A 22,845-nucleotide genomic window follows, 5' to 3' on the forward strand; every position below is an offset into this window, starting at 1 on the left:
ACCCCCTCAGGCATGACTGTCAGCCTGAACTGGGATGCGGGCCGTCCCGCAGTTTTCGATGGCCGCCGGGGTCGTCCCTGGTGGCGAAACCTCCAAACACCCGACTCCCCTGTGGGAGCGAGCCTGCTCGCGATAGCGGTCTGTCAGTTACATCAGTGTTGGATGTGCTGCTGCCATCGCGAGCAGGCTCGCTCCCACAAGGGTTTGAGGGTGTTCATGAAATCAGTGTTTATTTGATGCACTGCCCCGACCGGCTCTGGCACAACGCAAACAGCCAGCGGCGCAGGCGGGTGAGTTTCAGTTCCATATCAAAAGCTCCGCTGGCGTGGGGTTGTAGGCGTTGCACGGGTTGTTCAGTTGCGGGCAGTTGGAGATCAGGACGATCACGTCCATCTCGGCCCGCAGGTCGACGTATTTGCCGGGCGCCGAAATCCCATCCTCGAACGTCAGGCCGCCGTCGGCGGTGACCGGCACGTTCATGAAGAAGTTGATGTTCGGTCCGATGTCGCCCTTGCCCAGACGACCGTCGTGGGCGCAGGCCCGCAGGTAGTTGTCGCGGCAGCTGTGCATGTAGCGTTTTTCCAGGGCGTAGCGCACGGTGTTGCTTTCCTGGGCGCAGGCGCCACCGAGGGTGTCGTGGCGCCCGCAGGTGTCTTCAACGATGGTCAGCATGGGCCGGCCGAGGTTGGAATACAGCACGCTGCCGGTGCTCAGGTACACGCTGTTCTGCCGGCGCAGGGTGCGCTGCACGTCGTAGCGTTCCTTGGGATTGGCCAGGCTGTAGAACAGCGTATCGACCGCCTGGTTGCCTTCCAGGTCGAGGATGCGCAGGGTCTGGCCGGCCTTGACCTCCACCAGCCAGGGTTCCCCGGCGGGAATGGTGGCGCGGTAGATAGCGGCGTCGGGCTGCTTTTGCAGGGTGGCGATGGCAAGTGACATGGCAGCGATCCTCAGGCGAACAGGCGGTCGGTGTTGATGAAGCCGCGCTGGTTTTCCGGGCGCGAGTTGCGGCAGTGCTCGGCCACGCTGGGCTCGGCGTTCATCCAGCTGAGCTTGAGCGGTTGCGGAGCGTATTGGGGGTTCGGGTCCATCGGGTGTTGCAGCGCAGTCAGTACCACCAGGGTGTCCATCGGTGCGTAGAGCTCGATGTAATCGCCGGCCTTGGAATGGCCTTCAACGAAGTGAAAGTTGCCGGCCTCGTCGACATCGACCCGGCTGAACAGGTTGAGGGTCATCAGCAGGTCGGACAGGCCCAACCCCCATTTGCCCAGCTCCACCAACAGGTTGTCGGTGCCGTTGCGGAAGAACCCGTTACGCAGTTCCTGATAGCGGCCCTGGCCGTATTTTTCAGCCACTTCCTCGGCGCAGAGCACACCGCCTAGGCTATCGCTCCAGCCGCACGTGTCGGCGGTGATCGCCGCCAGCACCCGGCCCATGTCCGAGTACAGGCAATGGCCGGTGGTGAGTTTGGCGGTGTGTTGGCATTTGAGGCTGTCGGGCAGGTTCAGGCGCTCGGTTTTCTCATTGGCATTGAGCAGCGTCAGGCTCACGTTGGCTCCGCCGCGCAGATCGGTCAGGCGCAGCAGTTGACCGCGCTTGAGCACGAAGGAACGGTGGCCGCCACCAGGCAGCAGTTCTTCGGCGAAGGGAGGAAACAATTGGGTTGAATCGGTCATGGGAAACTCCTTTCAAGCGATACGCAATGCGCCGGCCAGTTCGGCGGGCAGGGCGTCGACGGCGGCACGGGCGGTGCGGCGGTCGCTGTTCAGTGGAATGTCGTAGGTGATGCGCGCGCCATAGGCGCCGGGGGCATGGGGATCGACGCGAACCTTGTCGAACACCAGCAGGCGGGTGCCGAGGCTGAATCCTTCGGACAGGTCATGGGTGACCATGAACACCGTCAAGCGGGTTTCGCGCCACAGCTCCAGCAACAGGGCGTGCATGTCTTTGCGAATGCCGGGATCGAGTGCGCCGAAGGGTTCGTCCAGCAGCAAGACACGGGGTTTCATGATCAGCGCCTGGGCGATGGCCAGCCGCTGCTGCATGCCCCCGGACAACTGCGCCGGGTATTTGTCCAGTGCATGGCCGAGGCCGACCTTGTTCAGCAGATGCGCGGCCTCTTCACGGGCCTGGCGTTTGGCGCTGCCGAACAGGCGCCCCAGCAGCGGCGAGCGTGGCAGTTCCAGGCCCAGGGCAACGTTGTTCAGCACCGTCAGGTGCGGGAACACTGAGTAACGCTGGAACACCACACCACGGCTGGCATCCGGCTCACCAGCCAGAGGCTCACCGTCCAGCAGAATCTGCCCGCGACTGGCGCGCTCCTGGCCCAAGAGCAGCCGCAGAAAGGTTGATTTGCCACAACCCGACGCCCCCACCAGCGTGCAGAACTCGCCTTCGGCGACGCTCAGGTTCAAGCGTTCGAGCACCACCTGATCGGCGTACTGCTGCCAGACGTTATTGACCTTGATGAAACTCATGCCTTCGCCCCCTCATACCAGGGGAACGCTCGCCGGGTCAGGTGCTTGAGACCCCAGTCCATCAGCCAGGCGAGCAAGGTGATCCACACCACGTACGGCAAGATCACATCCATCGCCAGGTACCGGCGCACCAGGAAAATCCGATAGCCCAGCCCATCGGTGGAGGCGATGGCTTCGGCGGCGATCAGAAACAGCCAGGCCGAACCGAGCATCAGCCGCAGGGAAATCAACAGGCGTGGCAGCAATTGCGGCAGCACCACCCGCAGCATCAGGGTCCAGGTCGAAGCGCCGAGGGTCTGGGCCTTGATCAGCAGCTCGGGCGGAATTTCCCGGGCGCGCTGTTCCAGGTCCCGGGCCAGACACGGGGTGATGCCAATGACGATCAGCATCACTTTCGACAATTCTCCCAGACCGAAGACGATGAACAGAATGGGCAGGATCGCCAAGGGAGGCACCATCGACAGCACGGTGAGCAACGGCGACAGCGGCGCGCCGAACAGCGGCAGCGTGCCGGCGGCGATGCCCAGGCACAGGCCGGCCAAGGCGCTGATGCCCAGGCCGATTGCCAGTCTGCGCAGGCTCGATGCGGTGTCTTGCCAGAGCAGGTAATCGCCACTGCGCACGTCAGCGGTGAAGGCCAGGCGTTTGACCGCATCGGCCATCTGCACCGCGCTGGGCAGCAGCTTGTCGTTGGGGTTGTCCGTCAACCGTTCGGCCGAGCCCATAAAGTAGGCGAACAGCACCAGCGCGAAGGGCAGGATCACCAACAACAGGCGGCTGGGACGATCCGGATAGCGGTTGATCAGGCGCATGCCAGCTCCTCCGGTTTACAGCTTGGCGTCGGCGGCCAGCTGCACGTAGGTCGGGTCAAAGCGCAGCTTGAGGTTGGCCTTGTCGCCGCTGGTCACGCCATTGGCAAACGTCATGCCGACTGCGTTGGTGTCCTTGGCGCCTTCGCCGAGCAAACCGTGCTGGAACGAAAACTCGGCGACCTTGCGCATGGTGGCGGGCAGTTGCTTGCTGGTGGCGAAGCTCAAGGCCTCCTTGGGCGTGGCGAACAGCTTGGTGGTGTCCAGTTGCGACTGGAATCCGGCCAGATCGGTGCCCGAGGCTTTGGCCATGTGTTCGAGTGCGGTCTTGCTGGCTGCGTTTTTTGCATCCATCAGCGCCACCACTTCAAACCAGGCACCGGTCAATGCTTTGCCCAGGGCCGGGTTGTCCTGCAGGGTCTGGGTGTTGACCACCATCATGTCCATGATCTCCCCCGGGATCTGGCTGGAATTGAACACCTCGCTCACGCCGGGCTGGGCCTTGATGTCCGAGAGCATCGGGTTCCAGGTGGTGACGGCCTTGACCTGGTCGGTATTGAAGGCCGCGGAGATATCGGCATCGGAGGTGTTGACGACTTTCAGGTCTTTCTCGGTCAGACCGACCGAGTCCAGGGCGCGGGCCAGCAGGTAATGGGAGACCGACAGCTCCACCAGGTTGACGTCCATGCCCTTGAGGTCGGTGACTTTCTTGCCGTCACCCTTGAGCACGATGCCGTCATTGCCGTTGGAAAAATCGCTGACGATCAGCGCGGTGCTGTCCACGCCGCCGGCGGCGGGAATGGTCAGGGCGTCCATGTTGGTCATGGTGCAGCCGTCGAACTGACCGGCGGTGTATTGGTTGATGGATTCGACGTAGTCGTTGAGCTGCACGACATCGATGGTGATGCCGTATTTTTTCGCCCATTTATCGACAATGCCTTGGCTGCCGGCGTACTCCCAGGGCATCCATCCGGCGTAAATGGTCCAGCAGACGCTGAAATGGTCTTTTTGCGCGGCAGGGGACGAGGGGCTTACGAGGGCCGAGAACGTAGCGAGGAGCAGGGCGCAAAGACGAAGCTTGAGCATGGTGGTTCTCCAGTTGATCAAGGGCGGACAGGAGCAACGCGGCACCGCGAACGGTGGCTTGTCTCCCGGGCTTTTGTCCCGCCGTGTAACCTCAACTGGAGGTCGCCAACTCTCGGACCAGCCACTCGCCAGAGGCGAGCCGGAACCCTAGTCAGCCATTGCAAATTGTGGTGCCGCGAACCTGTGATGACTCCTGCACGGAGTTTGTTAAAGCGAGAGCCGTGCCAAGTAGCGTAAAGGCCCGGTCCGAAGCGGGTGGGGAGAGATCAGCGCGGCGTCGCCAGTGGGTTTGTGCATGGTTGTGGTGCTTTGCTGCACCGGGATGAGGCGCGGAGCACATGTTTCAACTTATTGCCGGGGCGCACCAGATTCGGATTTCGCTGTCAGATTAATCGTCAGTCACCCAATAGATGACTGCCGCCCGCCAGCGTCGCTGATGTGGCTCATTAGCGGTCCAGGAGGCCGCCATGTATCGACGACTTCTGCTCATTGCGTTTCTGGGTTTGACACTTTCGGCATGTGTTCCTTACGACGGAGGCTCAAGCTACTACCGTTCCGAGGTCTACACCTCACCGGCGCCGGTCTATTACGGTGGCGGGAGCTACTACTCGGCACCACGCGGCTATTACGCACCGCGGTATTACTCGGCACCGCGTTATTACCAACCGGCACCACGCTATTACTCGGCGCCGCGCTACTACCAACACGGTCCACGCTATTACTCGCCACCGCGCACGGCATACCGGTCTCATCCACACCGGGGCGGCTGGGACGGCCATAACCGGGGCGGCTGGAATGACGACCGTCGTGGTCGAGGCGGACGGGATCATCGGGGACGCGGTGATCATGATGGACGGCGTAACCACCGCTGATTCATCGGCAGCAAAAAGCGGCGCATTGAGCGCCGCTTTTTTGTGCCTGTAACAAACCCGATGGGATAACGCTTGTGGGAGCAAAGCTTGCTCGCGATGACAGGGGATCAGTTAGCTTCCCGGTGACTGGCATATCGCTATCGCGAGCAAGCTTTGCTCTCACAGAATGTCACTCTCACAGAATGTCACTCTCACGGGTGTGCCACCCAGGTTCTTTACTCGTTAGACAAATCCGCCAGCGGATGCCGCCCTTCCCAGGCCTTGTGAAAATGCGCCTCGACCGCTGCTGCGGGGACATGGTTGATGTCCGGCCAGTGCCAGCGGGGCTTGTGGTCTTTGTCGATCAGCCGCGCCCGCACGCCCTCGCTGAATTCAGGGTGTCGGCAGCAGTTGAGGCTCAAGGTGTATTCCATGCGCAACACACTTGCCAATGACAAATGCCGGGCTCGGGCGATCTGTTCCCAGACCAGATGAGCAGTCAGCGGGCAGCCTTCGGTCATGGTCTTGGCCGCCCGGGCGATCAATGGGTCTGAATGGTCCACCAGCAGGCTGAGGGCTTTCCAGGCGCAGCGCACATCGCTGACATCCAGCCATTCGTCGATTTTCTGCCGACGCGGTAGCCATTGCGCCTCGGGCAACTGGGCGACGGCTTCCTGTTGCAAGGCCTTGAGCAAGCTGTTGAGCTGCATGGGCGTCTGTTCCTGCCAATTGAGTTGCAGCAGGCCTTCGATCAGATCGTCCTGTTGTTCATCCAACAGGAAACGGTCGGCCAGACCCAGGTCAATGGCGTCCCGGGCATTCATATGGGCGCCCGTCAGGCCCAGGAACAGGCCAAGCTTGCCGGGCAGCCGCGACAGGAACCAACTGGCGCCGACATCCGGGTACAGGCCGATGCTGATTTCCGGCATCGCCAGGCGCGTGCTCGGTGTGACGATCCGAATATTCGCGCCTTGCAACAGCCCCATGCCGCCGCCAAGCACGTAGCCATGGCCCCAGCACACCAAGGGTTTGGGAAAAGTGTGCAGGTTGAAGTCCAGTCGGTACTCCGCGGCAAAAAATTGCGCCGCCAAGGGCGGTACTTCACCTGGTTGAGCGCGGCAGGCCTCTACCAGGCTGCGCACTTCGCCGCCGGCGCAAAACGCCTTGGCGCCGTTGCCGCGCAACAATACACAGACGATTTGCGGTTCTCTGGCCCAGGCGTCGAGACGATCGCGCAGGGCGTTGATCATCGGCAAGGAGAGGGCATTCAAGGATTTTTCAGCATCCAGGGTGGCGATGCCGATACGGGCGCCATTGATGCCAGTGAGTTCTTCGAAGTGCAGATTCATCGTGACCTCGATCAGAAATTTGAATGATCAGTATGACCGCTGCGTAGGAAAGTGCCGGTTCTGCGTCAGATCAATTGACAAGCCATGTAGGCTTTCCTAGGGTGCGCCCATTGTTTTTACCGGGTGCAACTATGACTGCTGACGACCGTATCAAACTCGAACCGAGCTGGAAGCAAGCCCTGCGTGCCGAGTTCGACCAGCCCTATATGGCAGAGTTGCGTGAATTTCTGCGTCGGGAGTACGCCGCCGGCAAGGAAATTTACCCACCGGCATCGTTGATTTTCAATGCCCTCAACTCCACGCCGCTGGACAAGGTCAAGGTCGTGATCCTCGGCCAGGACCCTTATCACGGCCCAGGCCAGGCTCATGGTTTGTGCTTTTCAGTGCAGCCGGGCGTGCCGGCGCCGCCCTCGCTGGTGAACATCTACAAGGAATTGAAACGCGATCTGAATATCGACATCCCGAATCACGGCTACCTGCAAAGTTGGGCCGACCAGGGGGTGTTGCTGCTCAACACCACCATGACCGTGGAGCGTGCCAATGCCAACTCCCACGCAGGCAAGGGATGGCAGCACTTTACTGATCGGGTCATTGAAGTGGTCAGTGAGCACCAGCCGCATTTGGTCTTTCTACTGTGGGGCGCTCATGCCCAAGGCAAGCAGAAGCTGATCGATGCCACCAAACACTTGGTGCTGACCTCCGTCCACCCGTCGCCGCTGTCGGCTTACCGCGGTTTCCTGGGGTGCGGGCATTTCAGTCGGGCCAACAAGTTTCTTGAGCAACAGGGCGAAGCGCCGATTGATTGGCGGTTGCCGCCGGTTTAATGCGCCCAGCTGACGTGCCCCATCGCGAGCAGGCTCGCTCCCACACTGATTTGTGTACGCCGCAATATTCTGTGGGAGCGAGCCTGCTCGCGATGAAGGCGCCGCGGACGATCAGACCGAACCCGGCTTGCGAATCCAATACCTGAACAACGGCTCCGCCAGAAACAGCACAAACAGCAGCCGCATCACCTGCAACGCCGTCACCAGCGGTACCGACAGTTGCAGCGTCTCCGCCGTCAGGCTCATTTCCGCAATACCGCCGGGCATCATGCCCAAGGTCAGTGACCGCAAGTCCAGGTGGGTCAGCGTGCTCAGGCCCAGGGCCGCGAGGGTTGCGATCAGCATCGTCAACACCGTGCCGATCAGCGTACGTCCCATGAACGACGGCGCGCGGCGGAAGAACTGCCGGTTGAAATGACAACCCAATCCGCTGCCGATCAGCCACTGGCCGATCTGGCTGCCGCCGTCGGGCAGGCCGATGTGCAGATCCCAGCCGATGCTCACCGCCGCACTCACCAGCAACGGTCCGAACAGCCACGGGTTGGGTTGGCGCAAACGCTCCCAGCCCCAGGCGAGCAGGGCGCCTGCCGGGAACAGCAGCGCCAGCCACAGCCAATCCACCGTGGCAGCGTGCTGCACCGGGGCGCCTTCGCCGAGCAAGTATTTGAAAGCGGCCGGTACGCACAGCACCACCACCAGTACCCGCAGGCTCTGGCCGGCAGCGACGCGGCTCAGGTCGGCGCCATTGCGGGCACCGAGGTTGACCATCTCGCCGGAACCGCCCGGCATGCTGGAGAAGAAAGCGGTGGCGCGGTCTTCGCCAGTGCGGCGCATCAGCCACACACTCACCACGCTGGACACGCTGGTGATCAGCGCGCCGAAGAAGATCAGGACAAAATGGCTCAGCACCTGCTCCATCACCACCGGGGTGAAGTGCAGGCCGATACCGATGCCGACCACCCACTGGCCGCATTTACGGCCGCCAGGGATTTCCATCAGTTGCCACGGTGTGAGGCAGCGCACCAGGATGATCGCCAGTAACGAGCCAACCATCCAGGGCAAAGGCCAGCCGATCAGGCTGGCCAGATAACCGCCGGCCAGACCGACCAGCGGTGTTCCCCACCATTGTCTGAGTGTTGCTTTAGACATTGGCCAGGGCGCGACGTTGAGCCGAGCGACGGCGCCAGATCCGCAGCAATGGCATCAGCAGCATGATGACGGTCAATACCCAGCAACCCAGGGTGATCGGGCTCGACCAGAGGATTTCCAGCGCCCCGTTGGAAATCGACAGCGCACGACGCAGGTTCTGTTCCATCAGGCCACCGAGGATGAAGCCCAACAGGACCGGCGACAACGGGAAGTCCAGCTTGCGCAGGATGTAACCGAAGATGCCGATACCGATCATCAGGAACAGGTCGAACGTGGTGGCGTGCACCGCGTAGACGCCGATCCCGGTGATGATCGCGATGACCGGTACCAATGCCCAGTTCGGCACGGCCAGGATACGGGTGAAGACGCGGATCATCGGGATGTTGAGGATCACCAGCATGATGTTGGCGACGAACAACGAAGCGATCAGACCCCAGACGATGTCAGGTTGTTGCTGGAACAGCAGTGGACCTGGAGTGATGTTGTACAGCGACAGCGCGCCGATCATCACCGCCGTGGTGCCGGAACCCGGAACACCCAGGGTCAGCATCGGCACCAACGCACCGCAGGCGGCGCCGCCGATGGCGGTTTCCGGGGCGGCGAGGCCACGCTTGTCACCTTGGCCGAACGTACCGCTTGCACCGGCGATGCGTTTTTCCGTCATGTACGCCACGGCACTGGCCAGCGTCGCACCGGCACCTGGCAACACGCCCATGATGAAGCCAAGCACGCCGCATCGCATGTTCACCCAGAACACCGACGCCGCTTCCTTGACGTTGAACATCATCCGCCCGGTGGCTTTCACCGCTTCCTGGCCGCGATGGGTCTTTTCCAGCAGCAACAGAATTTCACTGATGGAGAACAGGCCCAGCACCAGCACGACGAACTGGATGCCGTCGGTCAAATGGATATTGTCCCCGGTGAAACGGTAGACGCCGCTGTTGGCGTCAATCCCGACGCAGGACAGGAACAGCCCGATCAGCGCCGCGATGAAGGTCTTGAGCGGGCGGTCTCCGGCCATGCCGCCGAGACAGACAATGGCGAACACCATCAGCACGAAATATTCCGCCGGTCCGAAGGCAATCGCCCATTTGGCCAGCAGCGGGGCGAACAGCACCATCCCGCAAGTGGCAATGAATGCACCGAGGAACGAACTCCACGCCGACAGCGAAAGGGCGACGCCGGCCATGCCTTTGCGGGCCATCGGGTAACCGTCCAGGGTGGTCATGACGGTGGAGGCTTCACCCGGGATGTTGAGCAGGATCGAGCTGATTCGTCCGCCGTATTCGCAACCCAGGTATACGGCCGCCAGCAGGATCAGGGCCGACTCCGGTGGCAGACCGAGGGCGAATGCAATCGGGATCAGCAACGCCACGCCATTGATCGGGCCCAGGCCCGGCAGCAGGCCGACCACGGTGCCGATCAGGGTGCCGCTCAGGGCGGTAACGAGGTTGTAGGGGGTCAGTGCAACGCCAAAACCCTGGCCGAGATAATTCAGGGTATCCATATCAATTCTCCAGGACGTCGAGCAGGCCCAGGGGCAGCGGCACGTCCATCAGCTTGTCGAACAACAGATAGAGACCGATGGCCATCAGGCTGATGATCACCACGCTCGGCACCCAACGACCGCCATACAGGCGCGCCATCGGAACCCCGACCAAAATGCTGGCGAGGATGAAACCCAGGGGTTCGAAGGTCCCGGCGAATATCAGCAGCAGCACTACGCAGATGCCGATTTTCTGCAGGGTCTCGCGATCCAGTTGCGGATCTTCGTCGCTGTGCACGATGGGCGTCGGACGAAACACCATATAAAGCAGGGCCAGGCTCAGCAGCCCGATCATCAGCAAGGGGAAGGCGCGCGGCCCGACCGGTTCATAGGAAAAGGCTGCCTGGTAGGGCCAGGCCATCAGCGCGAGGCCGACGCAAACCAGCAGCAGCACTGAAGCGAAAATACGTTGGATGAGCATGACTAACTCCTGGGCGGCGCCGCAGTGATGCAGGCGCCGCCGCGAGAACAGAGGCGATTACTGGACCAGGCCAAACTCTTTGGCCAGCATCTTGTAGTCGGCCACTTGCTTCTTCACGTAGGTGTCCAGTTCCGGACCGGTCATGGCGAACGGAAACAGTTCGCGCTGGTCACGCAGCTTGGCGAAGTCTTCGGAAGCCAGCAGCTTGTCGAATGCATTTTTCCACCAGGCGTAGTCTTCATCACTGACCTTCGGCCCGAGGTAGAAGCCACGAACCACTGGCCAGACGATCTCGTAGCCTTGTTCACGGGCGGTCGGGATGTCTTTCATTTCCGGCTCATCCAGGCGCTTCTCGGCGAACACCGCCAGCAGGCGCATGTCGCCGCTCTGGATGTGTGGCATGGAGTCGGAGATGTCCGTACTGCCTACCTGAATATGGCCGCCCAGCAGTGCCGTTGCGATCTCGCCACCGCCTTCGAGCGCCACGTAGCGCAGTTTGCGCGGGTCGATACCGGCGGCCTTGGCGATCAGCGCGGTTTGCATCCAGTCCTGGCTGCCCACGGTGCCGCCGGAACCGATGACCACGGAGCCTGGATCTTTCTTCAGTGCCTGTACCAGATCATCGAGGTTCTTGTAGGGCGAATCGCTCTTGACCGCGATGGCGCCATAGCTGGTGCCAACGGCTGCCAACCAGCGAACGGCGTTTTCGTCGAAACGCCCGAATTTGCCTTGGGCCAGGTTCAGCAACGAGCCACTGGACCAGGCCACCAGCGTGCCGGCGTCGGCCGGGCGCTGCGCGACCACTGCGTTGTAGGCCACTGCACCGACGCCGCCGGGCATGTAGGTCACGCGCATCGGTTTGGTCAGCAGTTTTTCGTTCACCAGGGCGCTTTGGGCCAATTTGCACGTCAGGTCAAAACCGCCGCCAGGCGCGGCCGGGGCGATGCATTCCGGACGCTTGGGTTCGGCGAGCAACTGCCCGGCGAACATCAGGCAACCAGCGGCCAGGGCTACTTTACGCAGTGATAGGTTCATTTTTGTCTCCACAGGAGTTGTTGTTGTGTGTTGCACATTTGCCGTTGTCGGACCCTTCGGGAATCGACAGCGGGCCATCAGGAGCGATAGGTCACGTGGCATAGACGCACAGGGACGACGGTGCAAGACCGGCGAAAGCGGCGGCGCAAGTGAAGGCGATCTGGTTGAGGCGGGAAGGGCGAGCAGGCGTCGGGGCCTGGGGCTGTATGGACAGCATGGTGAATACTCCGCTCTATTGTTCTTATTTGGCGAAAACGCTTCGGGGCGTTTTTCGTTCGCGAGGTGCCTCGCGACCGGCAGTCGAAACTTGCCGTTGGAGGACTGTAACCGGCCAACCTTTCGCTAACCTTTCAAAAGCTTTCACGATGTTTTTGGCTTCACAGAGGTGGATGCGGCTGTAAACTCCGCGCCACAGAATGGTGCCGACCATCCCTGAATCGAGGTGAAATCCAATGCGTGTCCTGCTCGTCGAAGACCATCTCCAGCTGGCCGAAAGTGTAGCCCAGGCGCTCAAGAGCACCGGTTTGACCGTGGATGTGCTGCACGACGGGGTGGCGGCTGACCTGGCTTTGAGCAGCGAGGAGTACGCGGTCGCGATTCTCGATGTGGGGCTGCCACGCATGGACGGTTTCGAGGTGCTGGCCCGGCTGCGGGCCCGCGGCAAGACCTTACCGGTGTTGATGCTGACTGCCCGTAGCGACGTCAAGGACCGGGTTCATGGCCTGAACCTGGGTGCTGACGATTACCTGGCCAAGCCGTTCGAGCTCACGGAGCTGGAGGCTCGGGTCAAGGCACTGTTGCGCCGTAGCGTATTGGGGGGCGAACGCCAGCAGCGCTGTGGTGGGTTGATTTATGACCTGGACACCCGCCGCTTCACCCTCGACGACGAATTGCTGACCCTGACTTCCCGCGAGCAGGCCGTGCTGGAGGCGTTGATCGCCCGGCCAGGGCGGGTGATGAGCAAGGAGCAGCTTGCGGCCCAGGTGTTCGGCCTGGACGAAGAGGCCAGCCCCGATGCCATCGAAATCTACGTCCACCGCCTGCGCAAGAAACTCGACGGCCATGCCGTGGCGATCGTGACATTCCGTGGCCTCGGCTACCTGCTGGAAACCCGCGATGCATAAGCCCGACAGTTTACGTTGGCGACTGCTCTGGAACCTGGCACTGCTGTTGGTGGTACTGATGCTCGCCAGTGGCCTGAGTGCCTATTGGAACGGTCGCGAAGCCGCGGACACGGCCTACGACCGCACGCTGCTGGCCTCCGCCCGGACCATCGCCGCCGGCCTGTCGCAACGCGACGGCAGCCTCAGCGCGGATGTGCCTTACGTGGCCCTGGATACCTTTGCCTACGACAGCGCCGGGCGTATTTACTACCAGGTCAATGACATCCACCAGAAGCTGATTTCCGGCTACGAAAATCTCCCAGGTCCACCGCCCGGTACGCCGCGTACCGACGATTACCCGGCCCTGGCGCGCTTTTATAACGCCAGCTATCAGGGGCAGGATGTGCGGGTGGTGAGCCTGCTCAAGGCGGTGAGTGAACCGAACATGAATGGCATGGCGGAGATTCGCGTGGCGGAAACCGAAGAGGCGCGGATCAGCATGGCCCGCGGCTTGATGGCCGACACACTGTTGCGCCTGGGTATGCTGGCGGTGGGCGCGCTGCTGATGGTGTGGTTCGCCGTCAGTGCCGCCTTGCGCCCCCTGGAGCGCTTGCGCACGGCGGTGGAGGAGCGTCAGCCGGATGATTTGCGGCCATTGCCCCTGGTGGAGGTCCAGCATGAACTCTGGCCACTGGTGCGGGCCCTCAACCATTTCACCGAGCGTCTTCGCGGGCAATTCGAGCGTCAGGCGCAATTCATCGCCGACGCCGCCCATGAACTGCGCACGCCTTTGGCTGCGCTGAAGGCCCGGCTCGAGCTGGGGCTACGCGCCAGCGAGCCGGCAATCTGGCGTGAAACCCTGGAAACCGCGGCCCAAGGCACGGATCGGTTGACCCATCTGGCGAATCAGTTGCTGTCCCTGGCGCGTGTCGAAAATGGTGCCCGGGCCATCGCCGAGGGCGGCGCGCAGTTGCTTGATCTCAGCCAATTGGCACGGGAGCTGGGTATGGCCATGGCCCCGTTGGCCCATGCCCGTGGCGTGGCGTTGGCTTTGGAAGCCGACGAACCGGTATGGCTGCGAGGTGAGCCGACCTTGTTGAACGAGTTGTTGAGCAACCTGGTGGACAACGCCCTGGCCCATACCCCATCGGGCGGCAATGTGATCCTGCGGGTCACAGCGCCTGCGGTGCTTGAGGTCGAGGACGACGGGCCGGGCATCCCGCCGCATGAGCGAGACCGCGTGTTCGAGCGCTTCTATCGACGCAATCAGCAAGTGGCCGGTTCGGGTCTGGGGTTGGCTATCGTCGGTGAAATCTGCCGTGCGCACCTGGCGCAAATCACGCTGCATGATGGGCAGGAGGGTGGTTTGAAAGTTAGGGTGAGCTTTATCCCCGGTTCAGATTGAACCCGAGCCAAGCCCTATTGTGGCGAGGGGATTTATCCCCGCTGGGCTGCGAAGCAGCCCCAAACTGGCGATTTAGGTGTATCAGACAGAACGCCAGGGGCCGCTTCGCGCCCCAGCGGGGATAAATCCCCTCGGCACAGGTTCAGTGCCTGAGCTCAAGTTCGGGGGCTTGAGCCTGGTTGCTTAATAAAACATCGACCGCGCTTCTTCGATCTCCGCGCACCGGGCTTTGTTTTCCGGGTCGATGCCCAGCTTATTGAAGGCCGGTACCCCGAAGGCATCGATCCTGCCCAGGGGGTGGTCGGAGTCCTTGTAGCAATACAACGCAGCTACCTGCACCAGGTCGACGTAATCGAGTTGCTTCGAATCTCGGGTGAAGTCCAGATACAGCCCCGGCAGCTTCACCAGTCTTTCTGGAAACTCCCAAACACTGAGCAACTTGTCTCCCAGCACCGGGTGAATCGTCTCGATGACGTGATTGAGACTGACCGGGTCAGACAGCAATTCATTGTTGTCTTCGGCGTAGGTGAGAATCGGCAGTACGCCGATCTGATGCACCAGCCCACCCAGCGCGGCCTGATCGGGTTTGAGTTGCGTATAGATCCGGCACAACGCATAGCAGACACCGGCGATTTCCAGGCTTTTACGCCAGACTTCGCGCATCTTCTGTTCCACCACTTCGGAACGGGCATGGAAAATCTGCTCCATGACCAGGCCGATGGCCAGGTTGCTGCTGTAGTTGACTCCCAGCCGGGTGATGGCTGTGTGCAGGTCAGTGACTTCCTGGGTCGCACGCAGCAGTGGGCTGTTGACCACTTTTATCAGGCGCGCCGAAAGCGCCGTGTCACGACCAATCACCTTGCTCAGGTTGCTGACGCTGATTTCCGGGTCTTCGGCGGCCCGGCGAATCTGCAGGGCCACTTCCGGTAATGTTGGCAGAACCAGGTCATCGTTATCGATGGCCTCCACCAAATCCCGTTGGACCTTATCCGCCAAATCGCTCATTTCGTTTCTCTAGGGTATTACGACAAAATGCTGCGATCAGCGCTGGATTTCGCGGTCGCGGTCCAGTTCGTAAGGCAGGTCGAGCAATTGCAGGCCCGGGCCTTCCAGCGCGCCGAGGTGCAAATTGTCATCTTCTGCAGCTTCGGCCTGTACCACCGCCAGCAGTTCAATGTTTCGTTCGGCGTGAGCGGCCATCACCACTTCACCGATAGAACTGCCGTGCGTGGGTGAAAATAAGGGGGTGCCAGGCTCGGGCAGTTCACCGGCATCCATTTGCAGCCGATACAGGCGCCGCTTGAGTTTGCCCAGGTACTGCATGCGGGCGACGATTTCCTGGCCGGTGTAGCAACCTTTCTTGAAGCTCACGCCGCCAACGGCTTGCAGATTGAGCATCTGCGGAATGAACAGTTCGCGGGTAGCCGGCATGACCTGGCCGATCCCGGCGCGGATCTGACCCAGCAGCCACTGGTTCAGCTCGCCCTCGGTCAACTGTTCGCGCAGCCGGGCTGACAGCGGGTCGGCCTGTTCGGCGGGCGCCCAAAGTTCGGCGCGGTTCGGAGAGACGCGAATGGCAATCAGGCCATCATGACGAACGACGCTGTCGGTCTCGGCCGGCAGCTCAAGGCCCAAGGCTGCGAGCGCCGTGTCGGCGTTCTCCAGGCCGAAGCGAGCCCAGGCGGTGCTTTCATCGGTCAGTCTGGATTTGGAGAACACGGCATACTTTTTCAGGTCCGCCAGTTGCGGTTCGAGCAATTCGCTGGCCATTGCCATCAGTACACCATCGCCTTCGAGCAGGATGCGGAAACTCGATTGCATCCGGCCCTTCTGGGTACAGCGGGCACCGAGGCTGGCCCGGCTGTCGCTCAGGTAGTTGAGGTTGCAGGTCAATTGGCCTTGCAGGAATTTGCCAGCGTCCACGCCGCGGACCGCGAGAACGCCTTCGTGGGACAGGGTGCAGAAAAAAGCGGAATCAGCCATGGGTCATCGCAGGGTAAAAAGTCTGGTGGACATCATAAGGGGGCGCCCTTGAAATGGGTAGTTCACAAAGGATCGGTGGTGCCTGACCCGAGCCGTCTGTTCCATCGCGGCGGGGCCTGTATACTTGCGCTCTATTTGAGGAGCGCTCCATGGTCGAAGATGTTGAACTGAATCGCCTTTACTGGCACAGCCGCCGCGGCATGCTTGAGCTTGACGTGTTGCTGGTGCCGTTCGTGAAAGAAGTTTATCCCCACCTTAACGACGTCGACCGTGCGTGCTACGTGCGTCTGCTCGAGTGCGAGGATCAGGACATGTTCGGCTGGTTCATGGAGCGCAGCGAATCCGAAGACCCGGAGCTGCAGCGCATGGTTCGGATGATTCTGGACCGTGTCCAGCCCAAGTAATCGCTTTGAATGCCGCTGGCAGGCTTCCGGGCAACTGCTGGCGGCCTATCTCCTGGCCCAGGCCTTTGCCTTGGGTTCGTTGTTGCTGTTGTCCGTCCCGTTCTGGTTAATCAGCCTCGGCGTGCTGCTGTGCCTGGCCCATGGTGCCTGGACGCTACCGCGGCATCTATTGTTGACCCACCGTCAGGCTTTTTGCCGGTTGCGTCGTGACGCCGATGGCTGGCAGCTGTGGAACAGGGCATCTGGCTGGCAGGCGGTGCAATTGCGCCCTGACAGCCTGGCATTGCCGATGATTATCGTGCTGCGTTTTCGCCTGCGGGGGGAGTGGCGGGTCCGCTCGCTGTGTGTGCCCCGCGATGCGCTGGCGCCGGATCTGCATCGGCGCCTGCGGGTTCGGCTCAAGTTCAGCCGGCGTAGGTGGGCGGCACCAGAATAGTGTCCAACGCTTCGGGCAGCAGGCCCGGGTAGTCGAGCGTGTAGTGCAACCCGCGGCTTTCCTTGCGTTCCATGGCTGAGCGGATCATCAGTTCAGCGACCTGGGCCAGGTTGCGCAACTCGATCAGGTCGCGGCTAACTTTGTAGTTGCTGTAGAACTCATCGATTTCATCCAGCAACAGCCGCACCCGATGCTGCGCCCTCTGCAGGCGTTTGTTGGTGCGCACGATGCCGACGTAGTCCCACATGAAGCGCCGCAGTTCGTCCCAGTTGTGAGCGATGATCACATCTTCGTCTGAGTCGGTGACTTGGCTGGCGTCCCACGAGGGCAGGATGGATGGGGCGGCGATCTGCGGCAATTGCTCAAGAATGTCCGCTGCCGCCGAGCGGGCGTAGACGAAACATTCCAGCAACGAGTTGCTGGCCATGCGGTTGGCGCCGTGCAGGCCGGTGAAGCTGGTTTCGCCAATGGCATACAGGCCCGGTACGTCAGTGCGCCCCTGTTGGTCGACCATCACCCCGCCGCAGGTGTAATGCGCCGCTGGCACCACCGGAATCGGTTGCTTGGTGATGTCGATGGAAAACTCCAGGCAACGCTCGTACACCGTGGGGAAATGGCTCTTGATGAATGCTTCGGGCTTGTGGCTGATGTCCAGGTAGACGCAGTCGATGCCCAGGCGCTTCATTTCGTGGTCGATGGCCCGGGCGACGATATCCCGGGGCGCCAGTTCGGCGCGGGAATCGAAGCGCTGCATGAAACGCTCGCCGTTAGGAAGTTTCAGGTGAGCACCTTCGCCGCGCAGGGCCTCGGTGATCAGGAAACTCTTGGCCAGCGGGTGGTAGAGGCATGTGGGGTGGAACTGATTGAATTCCAGGTTCGCCACCCGGCAGCCTGAACGCCAGGCCATGGCAATGCCGTCCCCGCATGCGCCGTCGGGGTTGCTGGTGTAAAGGTAGACTTTCGCGGCACCGCCGGAGGCCAGGATCACGAAGCGGGCGCCGTAGGTGTCGACCTCCCCGGTGCCACGGTTGAGCACGTAGGCACCCAGGCACCGATCACCGTCTAGGCCCAAGCGTTTTTCGGTAATCAGATCGACCGCGACGCGTTGCTCCAGAAGCTCGATATTGGGCCGCTGGCGGGCTTGGGCCAGCAACGTCTTGAAAATCGCCGCACCGGTGGCGTCGGCAGCGTGAATGATGCGCCGATGGCTGTGACCGCCCTCGCGGGTCAGGTGAAACTCGAAACCACCGTCTTCGGTACCGGATTGCTCGTCACGCGTGAAGGGGACGCCCTGGTCGATCAGCCACTGTATGGCTTCCCTGCTGTGCTCGACGGTGAAACGCACGGCTTCTGGATTGCACAGGCCGCCCCCGGCATTGAGGGTGTCATCGACATGCGATTCAATAGTGTCGGTGTCATCCAGCACGGCCGCGACGCCACCCTGGGCCCAGAATGTCGAACCGTTGGCCAGGTCGCCTTTGCTCAGTACTGCGATGCGCAGATGCTCAGGCAGTGTCAACGCCAGGCTCAATCCGGCGGCGCCGCTGCCGATTACCAGAACATCGTGTTGGAACTGTTGGCTCATTCGAAAGGTTTCCGCTCAAAACGACCCGGGTCGGGGTTGGCGCAAGACATCCGTTTCAATGGGGTCAGGCAGCCATGCAGCCCACTAGTATATAGAGAGGGGGATCGGCACAATAGCGGCGTATTCATGGCAATGTGAAACCAGAATGACACAACCGTGACGCTTCGTCGGATCACGATTTTGGTGGATGGGCGACAAGGCGACCGTTTCGAGGATGAAAGGCTGTTTATCTCGTCAGGGTTGCTCGATGTTCCACACACAAGGCTATAAATAGTTGGAACTTTTGCCGAGCGACTGGGTTCAATAGACGGTTGTCTGCAAAAGGGAACAGCGTCGGGTTGGTGCAAGATTAGGATTTGAATCTTTGCCGACAGGCCCGGCGACAGATTATTCGCGCAGCCGGGGAATCTCGTGCTGCGTTTTTCGTGCGTGCCGGATCAGAGCGCGCCGGAAACTTGCTTGGAGGGGAGAACTTTTGCGAAAAGCCCGAGTCTATGGTTGCAAGCCCGGTCGATTAGTAATGCAAGCCTCCTTCGAGCTTATCGAGGAGTGTTCATGCTAACCCAGGAAGAGGATCAGCAACTGGTCGAGCGCGTTCAACGCGGCGACAAGCGAGCTTTCGATCTGCTAGTGCTGAAATACCAGCACAAAATTCTCGGGTTGATCGTGCGTTTTGTGCACGACACCCATGAAGCCCAGGATGTTGCTCAGGAAGCCTTCATCAAGGCTTACCGTGCGCTTGGTAATTTTCGCGGAGACAGCGCGTTTTACACGTGGCTTTACCGCATCGCCATTAACACGGCGAAAAACTATCTGGTTTCACGCGGCCGCCGGCCGCCGGATAGCGATGTGAGTTCTGAAGATGCAGAGTTCTATGATGGCGATCATGGCCTCAAGGATCTTGAATCACCGGAACGAGCGTTGCTGCGGGATGAGATCGAAGGCACTGTCCATCGGACCATCCAGCAACTGCCCGAAGATTTGCGTACGGCTCTAACTTTACGTGAATTCGACGGTCTGAGTTACGAGGACATTGCCAGCGTCATGCAGTGTCCGGTGGGTACCGTGCGCTCCCGGATTTTCCGCGCTCGGGAGGCCATCGATAAAGCCCTGCAACCTTTGTTGCAGGAAAACTGAGACAGCGGCGACAGCCAAGAGAGGAACGCCATGAGTCGTGAAGCCCTGCAGGAATCGCTGTCCGCAGTGATGGATAACGAAGCGGACGAATTGGAATTGCGTCGGGTACTCAATGCCTTCGACGATGTTGAAACCCGTGAGACCTGGGCTCGTTACCAGATCGCCCGGGCTGTCATGCACAAGGACCTGCTGCTTCCGCGTCTGGACATCGCTGCGGCTGTGTCTGCTGCTCTGGCTGATGAAGCTGTTCCGGCCAAAGCCTCCCGCAGCCCTTGGCGCAGCCTGGGTCGTCTTGCGGTTGCCGCTTCGGTTACGGTGGCCGTGCTGGCCGGGGTTCGCCTCTACAACCAGGATGAGATCGCCGGTGTGCAAATGGCCCAGCAGTCCAATCAGCCTGGCTTGGCCGCTCCACAGGTCAAGGGCCCGGCAGTGTTGGCCGGTTATAGCGAAAGCTCGGAAGTCGCCGGTCCAATGGCCAATGATGTGCTGCAAGGCCAGCCAGGCTGGCATGATCAGCGTCTGCCCAACTACCTGCGTCAGCATGCCCAGGAAGCAGCCCTGAAAGGTACTGAAAGCGCACTGCCTTACGCCCGTGCAGCCAGTCTGGAAAACCGCTAAGGAGGACCATGCGCGCCATACCTCTTTTTTCGCTTCTGCTGGGTGGCTGGTGCGTTATCCCAGCTTATGCCGGTGAGGCTCAGGACTGGCTTAATCGTTTGAGTCAAGCCGAGCAACAGCAAAGCTTCCAGGGCACTTTCGTTTACGAGCGTAATGGTAGTTTTTCTACCCATAGCATCTGGCATCGTGTCCAGGATGGCAAAGTCCGCGAGCGGCTACTCCAGCTCGATGGGTCGGCACAGGAAGTCCTGCGCATTGATGGACGTACTCAATGCGTAAGCGGCTCCTTGATTGCTGGGGTGGGGAATACGCCTGAAGGCACGGCACGTGCGCTCGATCCGCAAAAACTCAAGAATTGGTATGATCTTGCCGTCATTGGCAAGTCGCGCGTGGCCGGGCGCCCTGCGGTGATTGTGGCGCTGACACCCAAGGACCAGCATCGTTATGGTTTCGAACTGCATCTGGACCGAGAGACCGGCCTGCCGCTCAAGTCTCTGTTGCTCAATGACAAGGGCCAGTTGCTGGAGCGTTTTCAGTTCACACGCTTGAATATCACGGCACCGTCCGACGCTGATCTGCAAACCACTGCCGAATGCAAGGTAGTAGCGCAGACCCCAGCTAAAAGTGCCATGGCGAAAACTGCATGGCGTTCGGACTGGCTTCCACCGGGCTTCGAACTTACCAGCAGTGCGCTGAGAAAGGATCCGGAAACCAACGTTCAGGTCAATAGCCTGATGTACGATGATGGCTTGGCTCGTTTCTCGGTGTTTCTGGAACCATTGAACGGCGCGACCGTCACCGACACGCGTACGCAGCTCGGCCCGACAGCAGCTGTTTCGCGTCGACTCACGACGCCCCAGGGCGAAATGATGGTCACGGTGGTCGGCGAAATTCCCATCGGCACAGCGGAACGGATCGCGCTCTCCATGCGTTCCGATGCCACGGCGACTCAATAGCTGCCAGGGTGGTTCGATTGGGCAAGAGGCTTACAGCGCCGGGACTTGATCGAAATGCCGAAACTTTCTGTCAGCATTTTCATTTGCAAAACTTCAATTTTTTTTCTATAGGTCAGAGCCGCTCGGCTCTGGCCTTGCCTGTTTGCGGAACAAAAATACCGGCGTATCTTCCCCTGGTATTTCTTGCTCCATATCGCTTAACCACGCTCGTCGTAACGGGAGCCGTATGTCGATACCACGCTTGAAAACCTATCTTTCCATCTTTGCCACTGTGCTTGTGCTCGGTCAGGCCGTTCCCGCTATGGCGGTCGAATTGCCTGACTTCACTGAGCTGGTCGAGCAAGCCTCGCCTGCGGTGGTGAACATCAGTACCACCCAGAAACTGCCGGAACGCAGGGTGATGGATCAGCAGATGCCGGACCTGGAAGGTTTGCCGCCGATGTTGCGCGAGTTCTTCGAGCGCGGGATGCCGCAACCGCGTTCGCCCGGCGGTGGCCGTCAGCGTGAAGCGCAGTCCCTGGGCTCGGGTTTCATTATTTCGCCCGACGGTTACATCCTGACCAATAACCACGTGATTGCCGATGCCGACGAGATCCTGGTGCGCCTGGCAGACCGCAGTGAGCTCAAGGCCAAGCTGATCGGCACTGACCCGCGTTCTGACGTGGCGTTGCTGAAGATCGAAGGGAAAGATCTGCCCGTGCTCAAGCTGGGCAAATCCCAGAACCTGAAAGCCGGCCAGTGGGTCGTGGCCATCGGTTCGCCGTTTGGCTTCGACCATACCGTAACCCAGGGCATCGTCAGCGCCATCGGTCGTAGCCTGCCAAACGAAAACTACGTGCCGTTCATCCAGACCGACGTGCCGATCAACCCAGGCAACTCCGGTGGGCCGCTGTTCAACCTCGACGGTGAAGTCGTGGGGATCAACTCCCAGATATATACCCGTTCGGGCGGCTTCATGGGCGTGTCCTTCGCGATTCCGATCGACGTTGCCATGGACGTGTCCAATCAGCTGAAAACCGAAGGCAAGGTCAGCCGCGGCTGGTTGGGCGTGGTCATTCAGGAAGTGAACAAGGACCTGGCCGAGTCGTTCGGCCTGGAGAAACCTGCCGGTGCGCTGGTGGCGCAGATCCAGGAGGGTGGTCCGGCTGCCAAGGGTGGCCTGCAAGTGGGCGACGTGATCCTGAGCATGAATGGCCAGCCGATCGTCATGTCCGCTGACTTGCCACATCTGGTGGGCGCCCTCAAGGCCGGTTCCAAGGCTAATCTGGAAGTGATTCGCGAAGGCAAGCGCACAAACGTCGAATTGACCGTCGGCGCCATCCCTGAGGAAGGCAAGGAGCTGGACTCGCTGGCCAAGTCAGGCGTGGAACGTAGCAGCAATCGTCTGGGCGTGGCTGTGGCGGAGCTTACGCCAGAGCAAAAACGGACCCTGGAGCTGCAAGGTGGTGTAGTGATCAAGGAGGTGCAGGAGGGTCCTGCGGCCATGATCGGCCTGCAACCAGGCGACATCATCACTCACCTGAACAACCAGGCAATCGGTTCGGCCAAGGAGTTCACCGACATCGCCAAGGCGTTGCCGAAGAATCGTTCAGTCTCGATGCGGGTTCTGCGTCAGGGCCGTGCGAGTTTCATTACCTTCAAGCTGGCCGAGTGATCGCTTAGCTGTCCCCA

Annotated in this window: 24 protein-coding genes and 1 riboswitch; of the genes, 10 read left to right on the forward strand and 14 right to left on the reverse strand. The window is 60.8% G+C overall.

Translation table 11 applies throughout. The features are described from left to right. Positions 1–297: 297 nt before the first annotated feature. From CRX69_RS12055 to CRX69_RS12075, 5 genes are read right to left on the reverse strand one after another with little or no spacing between them, the layout of a single operon-like run. Complete coding sequence (locus CRX69_RS12055) at positions 298–939, reverse strand: urea amidolyase associated protein UAAP2 (protein ID WP_107322078.1); 642 nt, start codon at positions 937–939, stop codon at positions 298–300. A gap of 11 nt (positions 940–950) precedes the next feature. Then, positions 951–1,676, reverse strand: coding sequence for an urea amidolyase associated protein UAAP1 (locus CRX69_RS12060; RefSeq protein WP_107322079.1), 726 nt, complete (start codon positions 1,674–1,676; stop codon positions 951–953). A 12-nt stretch (positions 1,677–1,688) separates the two neighbouring features. After that, a complete protein-coding gene (locus CRX69_RS12065; RefSeq protein ID WP_047227987.1) occupies positions 1,689–2,477 on the reverse strand; it encodes an ABC transporter ATP-binding protein in 789 nt (262 codons plus the stop codon). Further along, positions 2,474–3,289: an ABC transporter permease gene (locus CRX69_RS12070; RefSeq protein WP_047227986.1), complete on the reverse strand. Its 816-nt coding sequence runs from the start codon at positions 3,287–3,289 to the stop codon at positions 2,474–2,476. Before CRX69_RS12070 ends, CRX69_RS12065 begins: the two co-directional genes overlap by 4 nt. 15 nt (positions 3,290–3,304) lie before the next feature. Continuing rightward, positions 3,305–4,372, reverse strand: coding sequence for a putative urea ABC transporter substrate-binding protein (locus CRX69_RS12075; RefSeq protein ID WP_107322080.1), 1,068 nt, complete (start codon positions 4,370–4,372; stop codon positions 3,305–3,307). A gap of 60 nt (positions 4,373–4,432) precedes the next feature. Next, a riboswitch (guanidine-I (ykkC/yxkD leader) is annotated at positions 4,433–4,534 on the reverse strand. Between the two features lie 305 nt (positions 4,535–4,839). Between CRX69_RS12075 and CRX69_RS12085 the strand changes: the two genes are divergently transcribed. After that, positions 4,840–5,244, forward strand: a complete 405-nt coding sequence (locus tag CRX69_RS12085) for a hypothetical protein (protein WP_107322081.1) — start codon at positions 4,840–4,842, stop codon at positions 5,242–5,244. 215 nt (positions 5,245–5,459) lie between these two features. On the opposite strand, the gene CRX69_RS12090 is transcribed toward CRX69_RS12085, so the two are convergent. Further along, on the reverse strand, positions 5,460–6,572 hold the full coding sequence (locus CRX69_RS12090; protein WP_107322082.1) for an enoyl-CoA hydratase/isomerase family protein: 1,113 nt from the start codon (positions 6,570–6,572) through the stop codon (positions 5,460–5,462). Between the two features lie 131 nt (positions 6,573–6,703). On the opposite strand from CRX69_RS12090, the gene ung reads away from it, so the two are divergent. Continuing rightward, positions 6,704–7,396, forward strand: coding sequence for a uracil-DNA glycosylase (gene ung, locus CRX69_RS12095; protein WP_047227983.1), 693 nt, complete (start codon positions 6,704–6,706; stop codon positions 7,394–7,396). 111 nt (positions 7,397–7,507) lie between these two features. Here ung and CRX69_RS12100 read toward each other — a convergent pair whose 3' ends face one another. The 5 genes from CRX69_RS12100 to CRX69_RS28070 form a co-directional block, all read right to left on the reverse strand. Further along, entirely contained in the window at positions 7,508–8,545 is a 1,038-nt protein-coding gene (locus tag CRX69_RS12100) for an AbrB family transcriptional regulator (RefSeq protein WP_107322083.1), read from the reverse strand. After that, positions 8,538–10,052 carry a tripartite tricarboxylate transporter permease gene (locus tag CRX69_RS12105; RefSeq protein WP_047227981.1) on the reverse strand — a complete coding sequence of 505 codons (1,515 nt, stop codon included), beginning with the start codon at positions 10,050–10,052 and terminating at the stop codon, positions 8,538–8,540. Before CRX69_RS12105 ends, CRX69_RS12100 begins: the two co-directional genes overlap by 8 nt. Before the next feature lies 1 nt (position 10,053). Then, positions 10,054–10,512, reverse strand: a complete 459-nt coding sequence (locus CRX69_RS12110; RefSeq protein WP_047227980.1) for a tripartite tricarboxylate transporter TctB family protein — start codon at positions 10,510–10,512, stop codon at positions 10,054–10,056. 57 nt (positions 10,513–10,569) lie between these two features. Further along, a complete protein-coding gene (locus CRX69_RS12115; protein WP_047227979.1) occupies positions 10,570–11,547 on the reverse strand; it encodes a Bug family tripartite tricarboxylate transporter substrate binding protein in 978 nt (325 codons plus the stop codon). 91 nt (positions 11,548–11,638) lie between these two features. Next, positions 11,639–11,764 (reverse strand): hypothetical protein, encoded by a 126-nt coding sequence (locus tag CRX69_RS28070; RefSeq protein WP_256676726.1) that lies wholly within the window; start codon positions 11,762–11,764, stop codon positions 11,639–11,641. A 235-nt stretch (positions 11,765–11,999) separates the two neighbouring features. Here CRX69_RS28070 and CRX69_RS12120 point away from each other — a divergent pair, with 235 nt between their 5' ends. Continuing rightward, positions 12,000–12,671 (forward strand): response regulator, encoded by a 672-nt coding sequence (locus CRX69_RS12120; protein WP_047227978.1) that lies wholly within the window; start codon positions 12,000–12,002, stop codon positions 12,669–12,671. After that, positions 12,664–14,055 carry a sensor histidine kinase gene (locus tag CRX69_RS12125; RefSeq protein ID WP_047227977.1) on the forward strand — a complete coding sequence of 464 codons (1,392 nt, stop codon included), beginning with the start codon at positions 12,664–12,666 and terminating at the stop codon, positions 14,053–14,055. Before CRX69_RS12120 ends, CRX69_RS12125 begins: the two co-directional genes overlap by 8 nt. Positions 14,056–14,238: 183 nt before the next feature. Here the strand turns inward: CRX69_RS12125 and CRX69_RS12130 are convergent, their stop codons facing one another. Continuing rightward, entirely contained in the window at positions 14,239–15,060 is an 822-nt protein-coding gene (locus CRX69_RS12130) for an HDOD domain-containing protein (protein ID WP_047227976.1), read from the reverse strand. Between the two features lie 36 nt (positions 15,061–15,096). Then, a complete protein-coding gene (ygfZ, locus tag CRX69_RS12135; RefSeq protein ID WP_076385965.1) occupies positions 15,097–16,038 on the reverse strand; it encodes a CAF17-like 4Fe-4S cluster assembly/insertion protein YgfZ in 942 nt (313 codons plus the stop codon). 149 nt (positions 16,039–16,187) lie between these two features. Between ygfZ and CRX69_RS12140 the strand changes: the two genes are divergently transcribed. Beyond that, entirely contained in the window at positions 16,188–16,442 is a 255-nt protein-coding gene (locus CRX69_RS12140) for an FAD assembly factor SdhE (protein ID WP_007930227.1), read from the forward strand. Further along, positions 16,426–16,878 carry a protein YgfX gene (locus CRX69_RS12145; RefSeq protein ID WP_107322084.1) on the forward strand — a complete coding sequence of 151 codons (453 nt, stop codon included), beginning with the start codon at positions 16,426–16,428 and terminating at the stop codon, positions 16,876–16,878. Before CRX69_RS12140 ends, CRX69_RS12145 begins: the two co-directional genes overlap by 17 nt. On the opposite strand, the gene nadB is transcribed toward CRX69_RS12145, so the two are convergent. Continuing rightward, complete coding sequence (nadB, locus tag CRX69_RS12150) at positions 16,847–18,463, reverse strand: L-aspartate oxidase (protein WP_107322085.1); 1,617 nt, start codon at positions 18,461–18,463, stop codon at positions 16,847–16,849. The two genes, CRX69_RS12145 and nadB, sit on opposite strands and share 32 nt — an antisense overlap. Before the next feature lie 555 nt (positions 18,464–19,018). Between nadB and rpoE the strand changes: the two genes are divergently transcribed. From rpoE to CRX69_RS12170, 4 genes are all read left to right on the forward strand, one after another. Further along, complete coding sequence (rpoE, locus tag CRX69_RS12155; protein ID WP_003172477.1) at positions 19,019–19,600, forward strand: RNA polymerase sigma factor RpoE/AlgU; 582 nt, start codon at positions 19,019–19,021, stop codon at positions 19,598–19,600. A 30-nt stretch (positions 19,601–19,630) separates the two neighbouring features. Further along, positions 19,631–20,218 carry a sigma-E factor negative regulatory protein gene (locus CRX69_RS12160; protein ID WP_107322086.1) on the forward strand — a complete coding sequence of 196 codons (588 nt, stop codon included), beginning with the start codon at positions 19,631–19,633 and terminating at the stop codon, positions 20,216–20,218. An 8-nt stretch (positions 20,219–20,226) separates the two neighbouring features. Further along, positions 20,227–21,174 carry a MucB/RseB C-terminal domain-containing protein gene (locus CRX69_RS12165; RefSeq protein ID WP_107322087.1) on the forward strand — a complete coding sequence of 316 codons (948 nt, stop codon included), beginning with the start codon at positions 20,227–20,229 and terminating at the stop codon, positions 21,172–21,174. 226 nt (positions 21,175–21,400) lie between these two features. Further along, a complete protein-coding gene (locus CRX69_RS12170; RefSeq protein ID WP_047227970.1) occupies positions 21,401–22,828 on the forward strand; it encodes a DegQ family serine endoprotease in 1,428 nt (475 codons plus the stop codon). Positions 22,829–22,845: the final 17 nt, after the last annotated feature.

The sequence above is a fragment of the Pseudomonas rhizophila genome (assembly GCF_003033885.1).
Taxonomy (GTDB): Bacteria; Pseudomonadota; Gammaproteobacteria; order Pseudomonadales; family Pseudomonadaceae; genus Aquipseudomonas; species Aquipseudomonas rhizophila.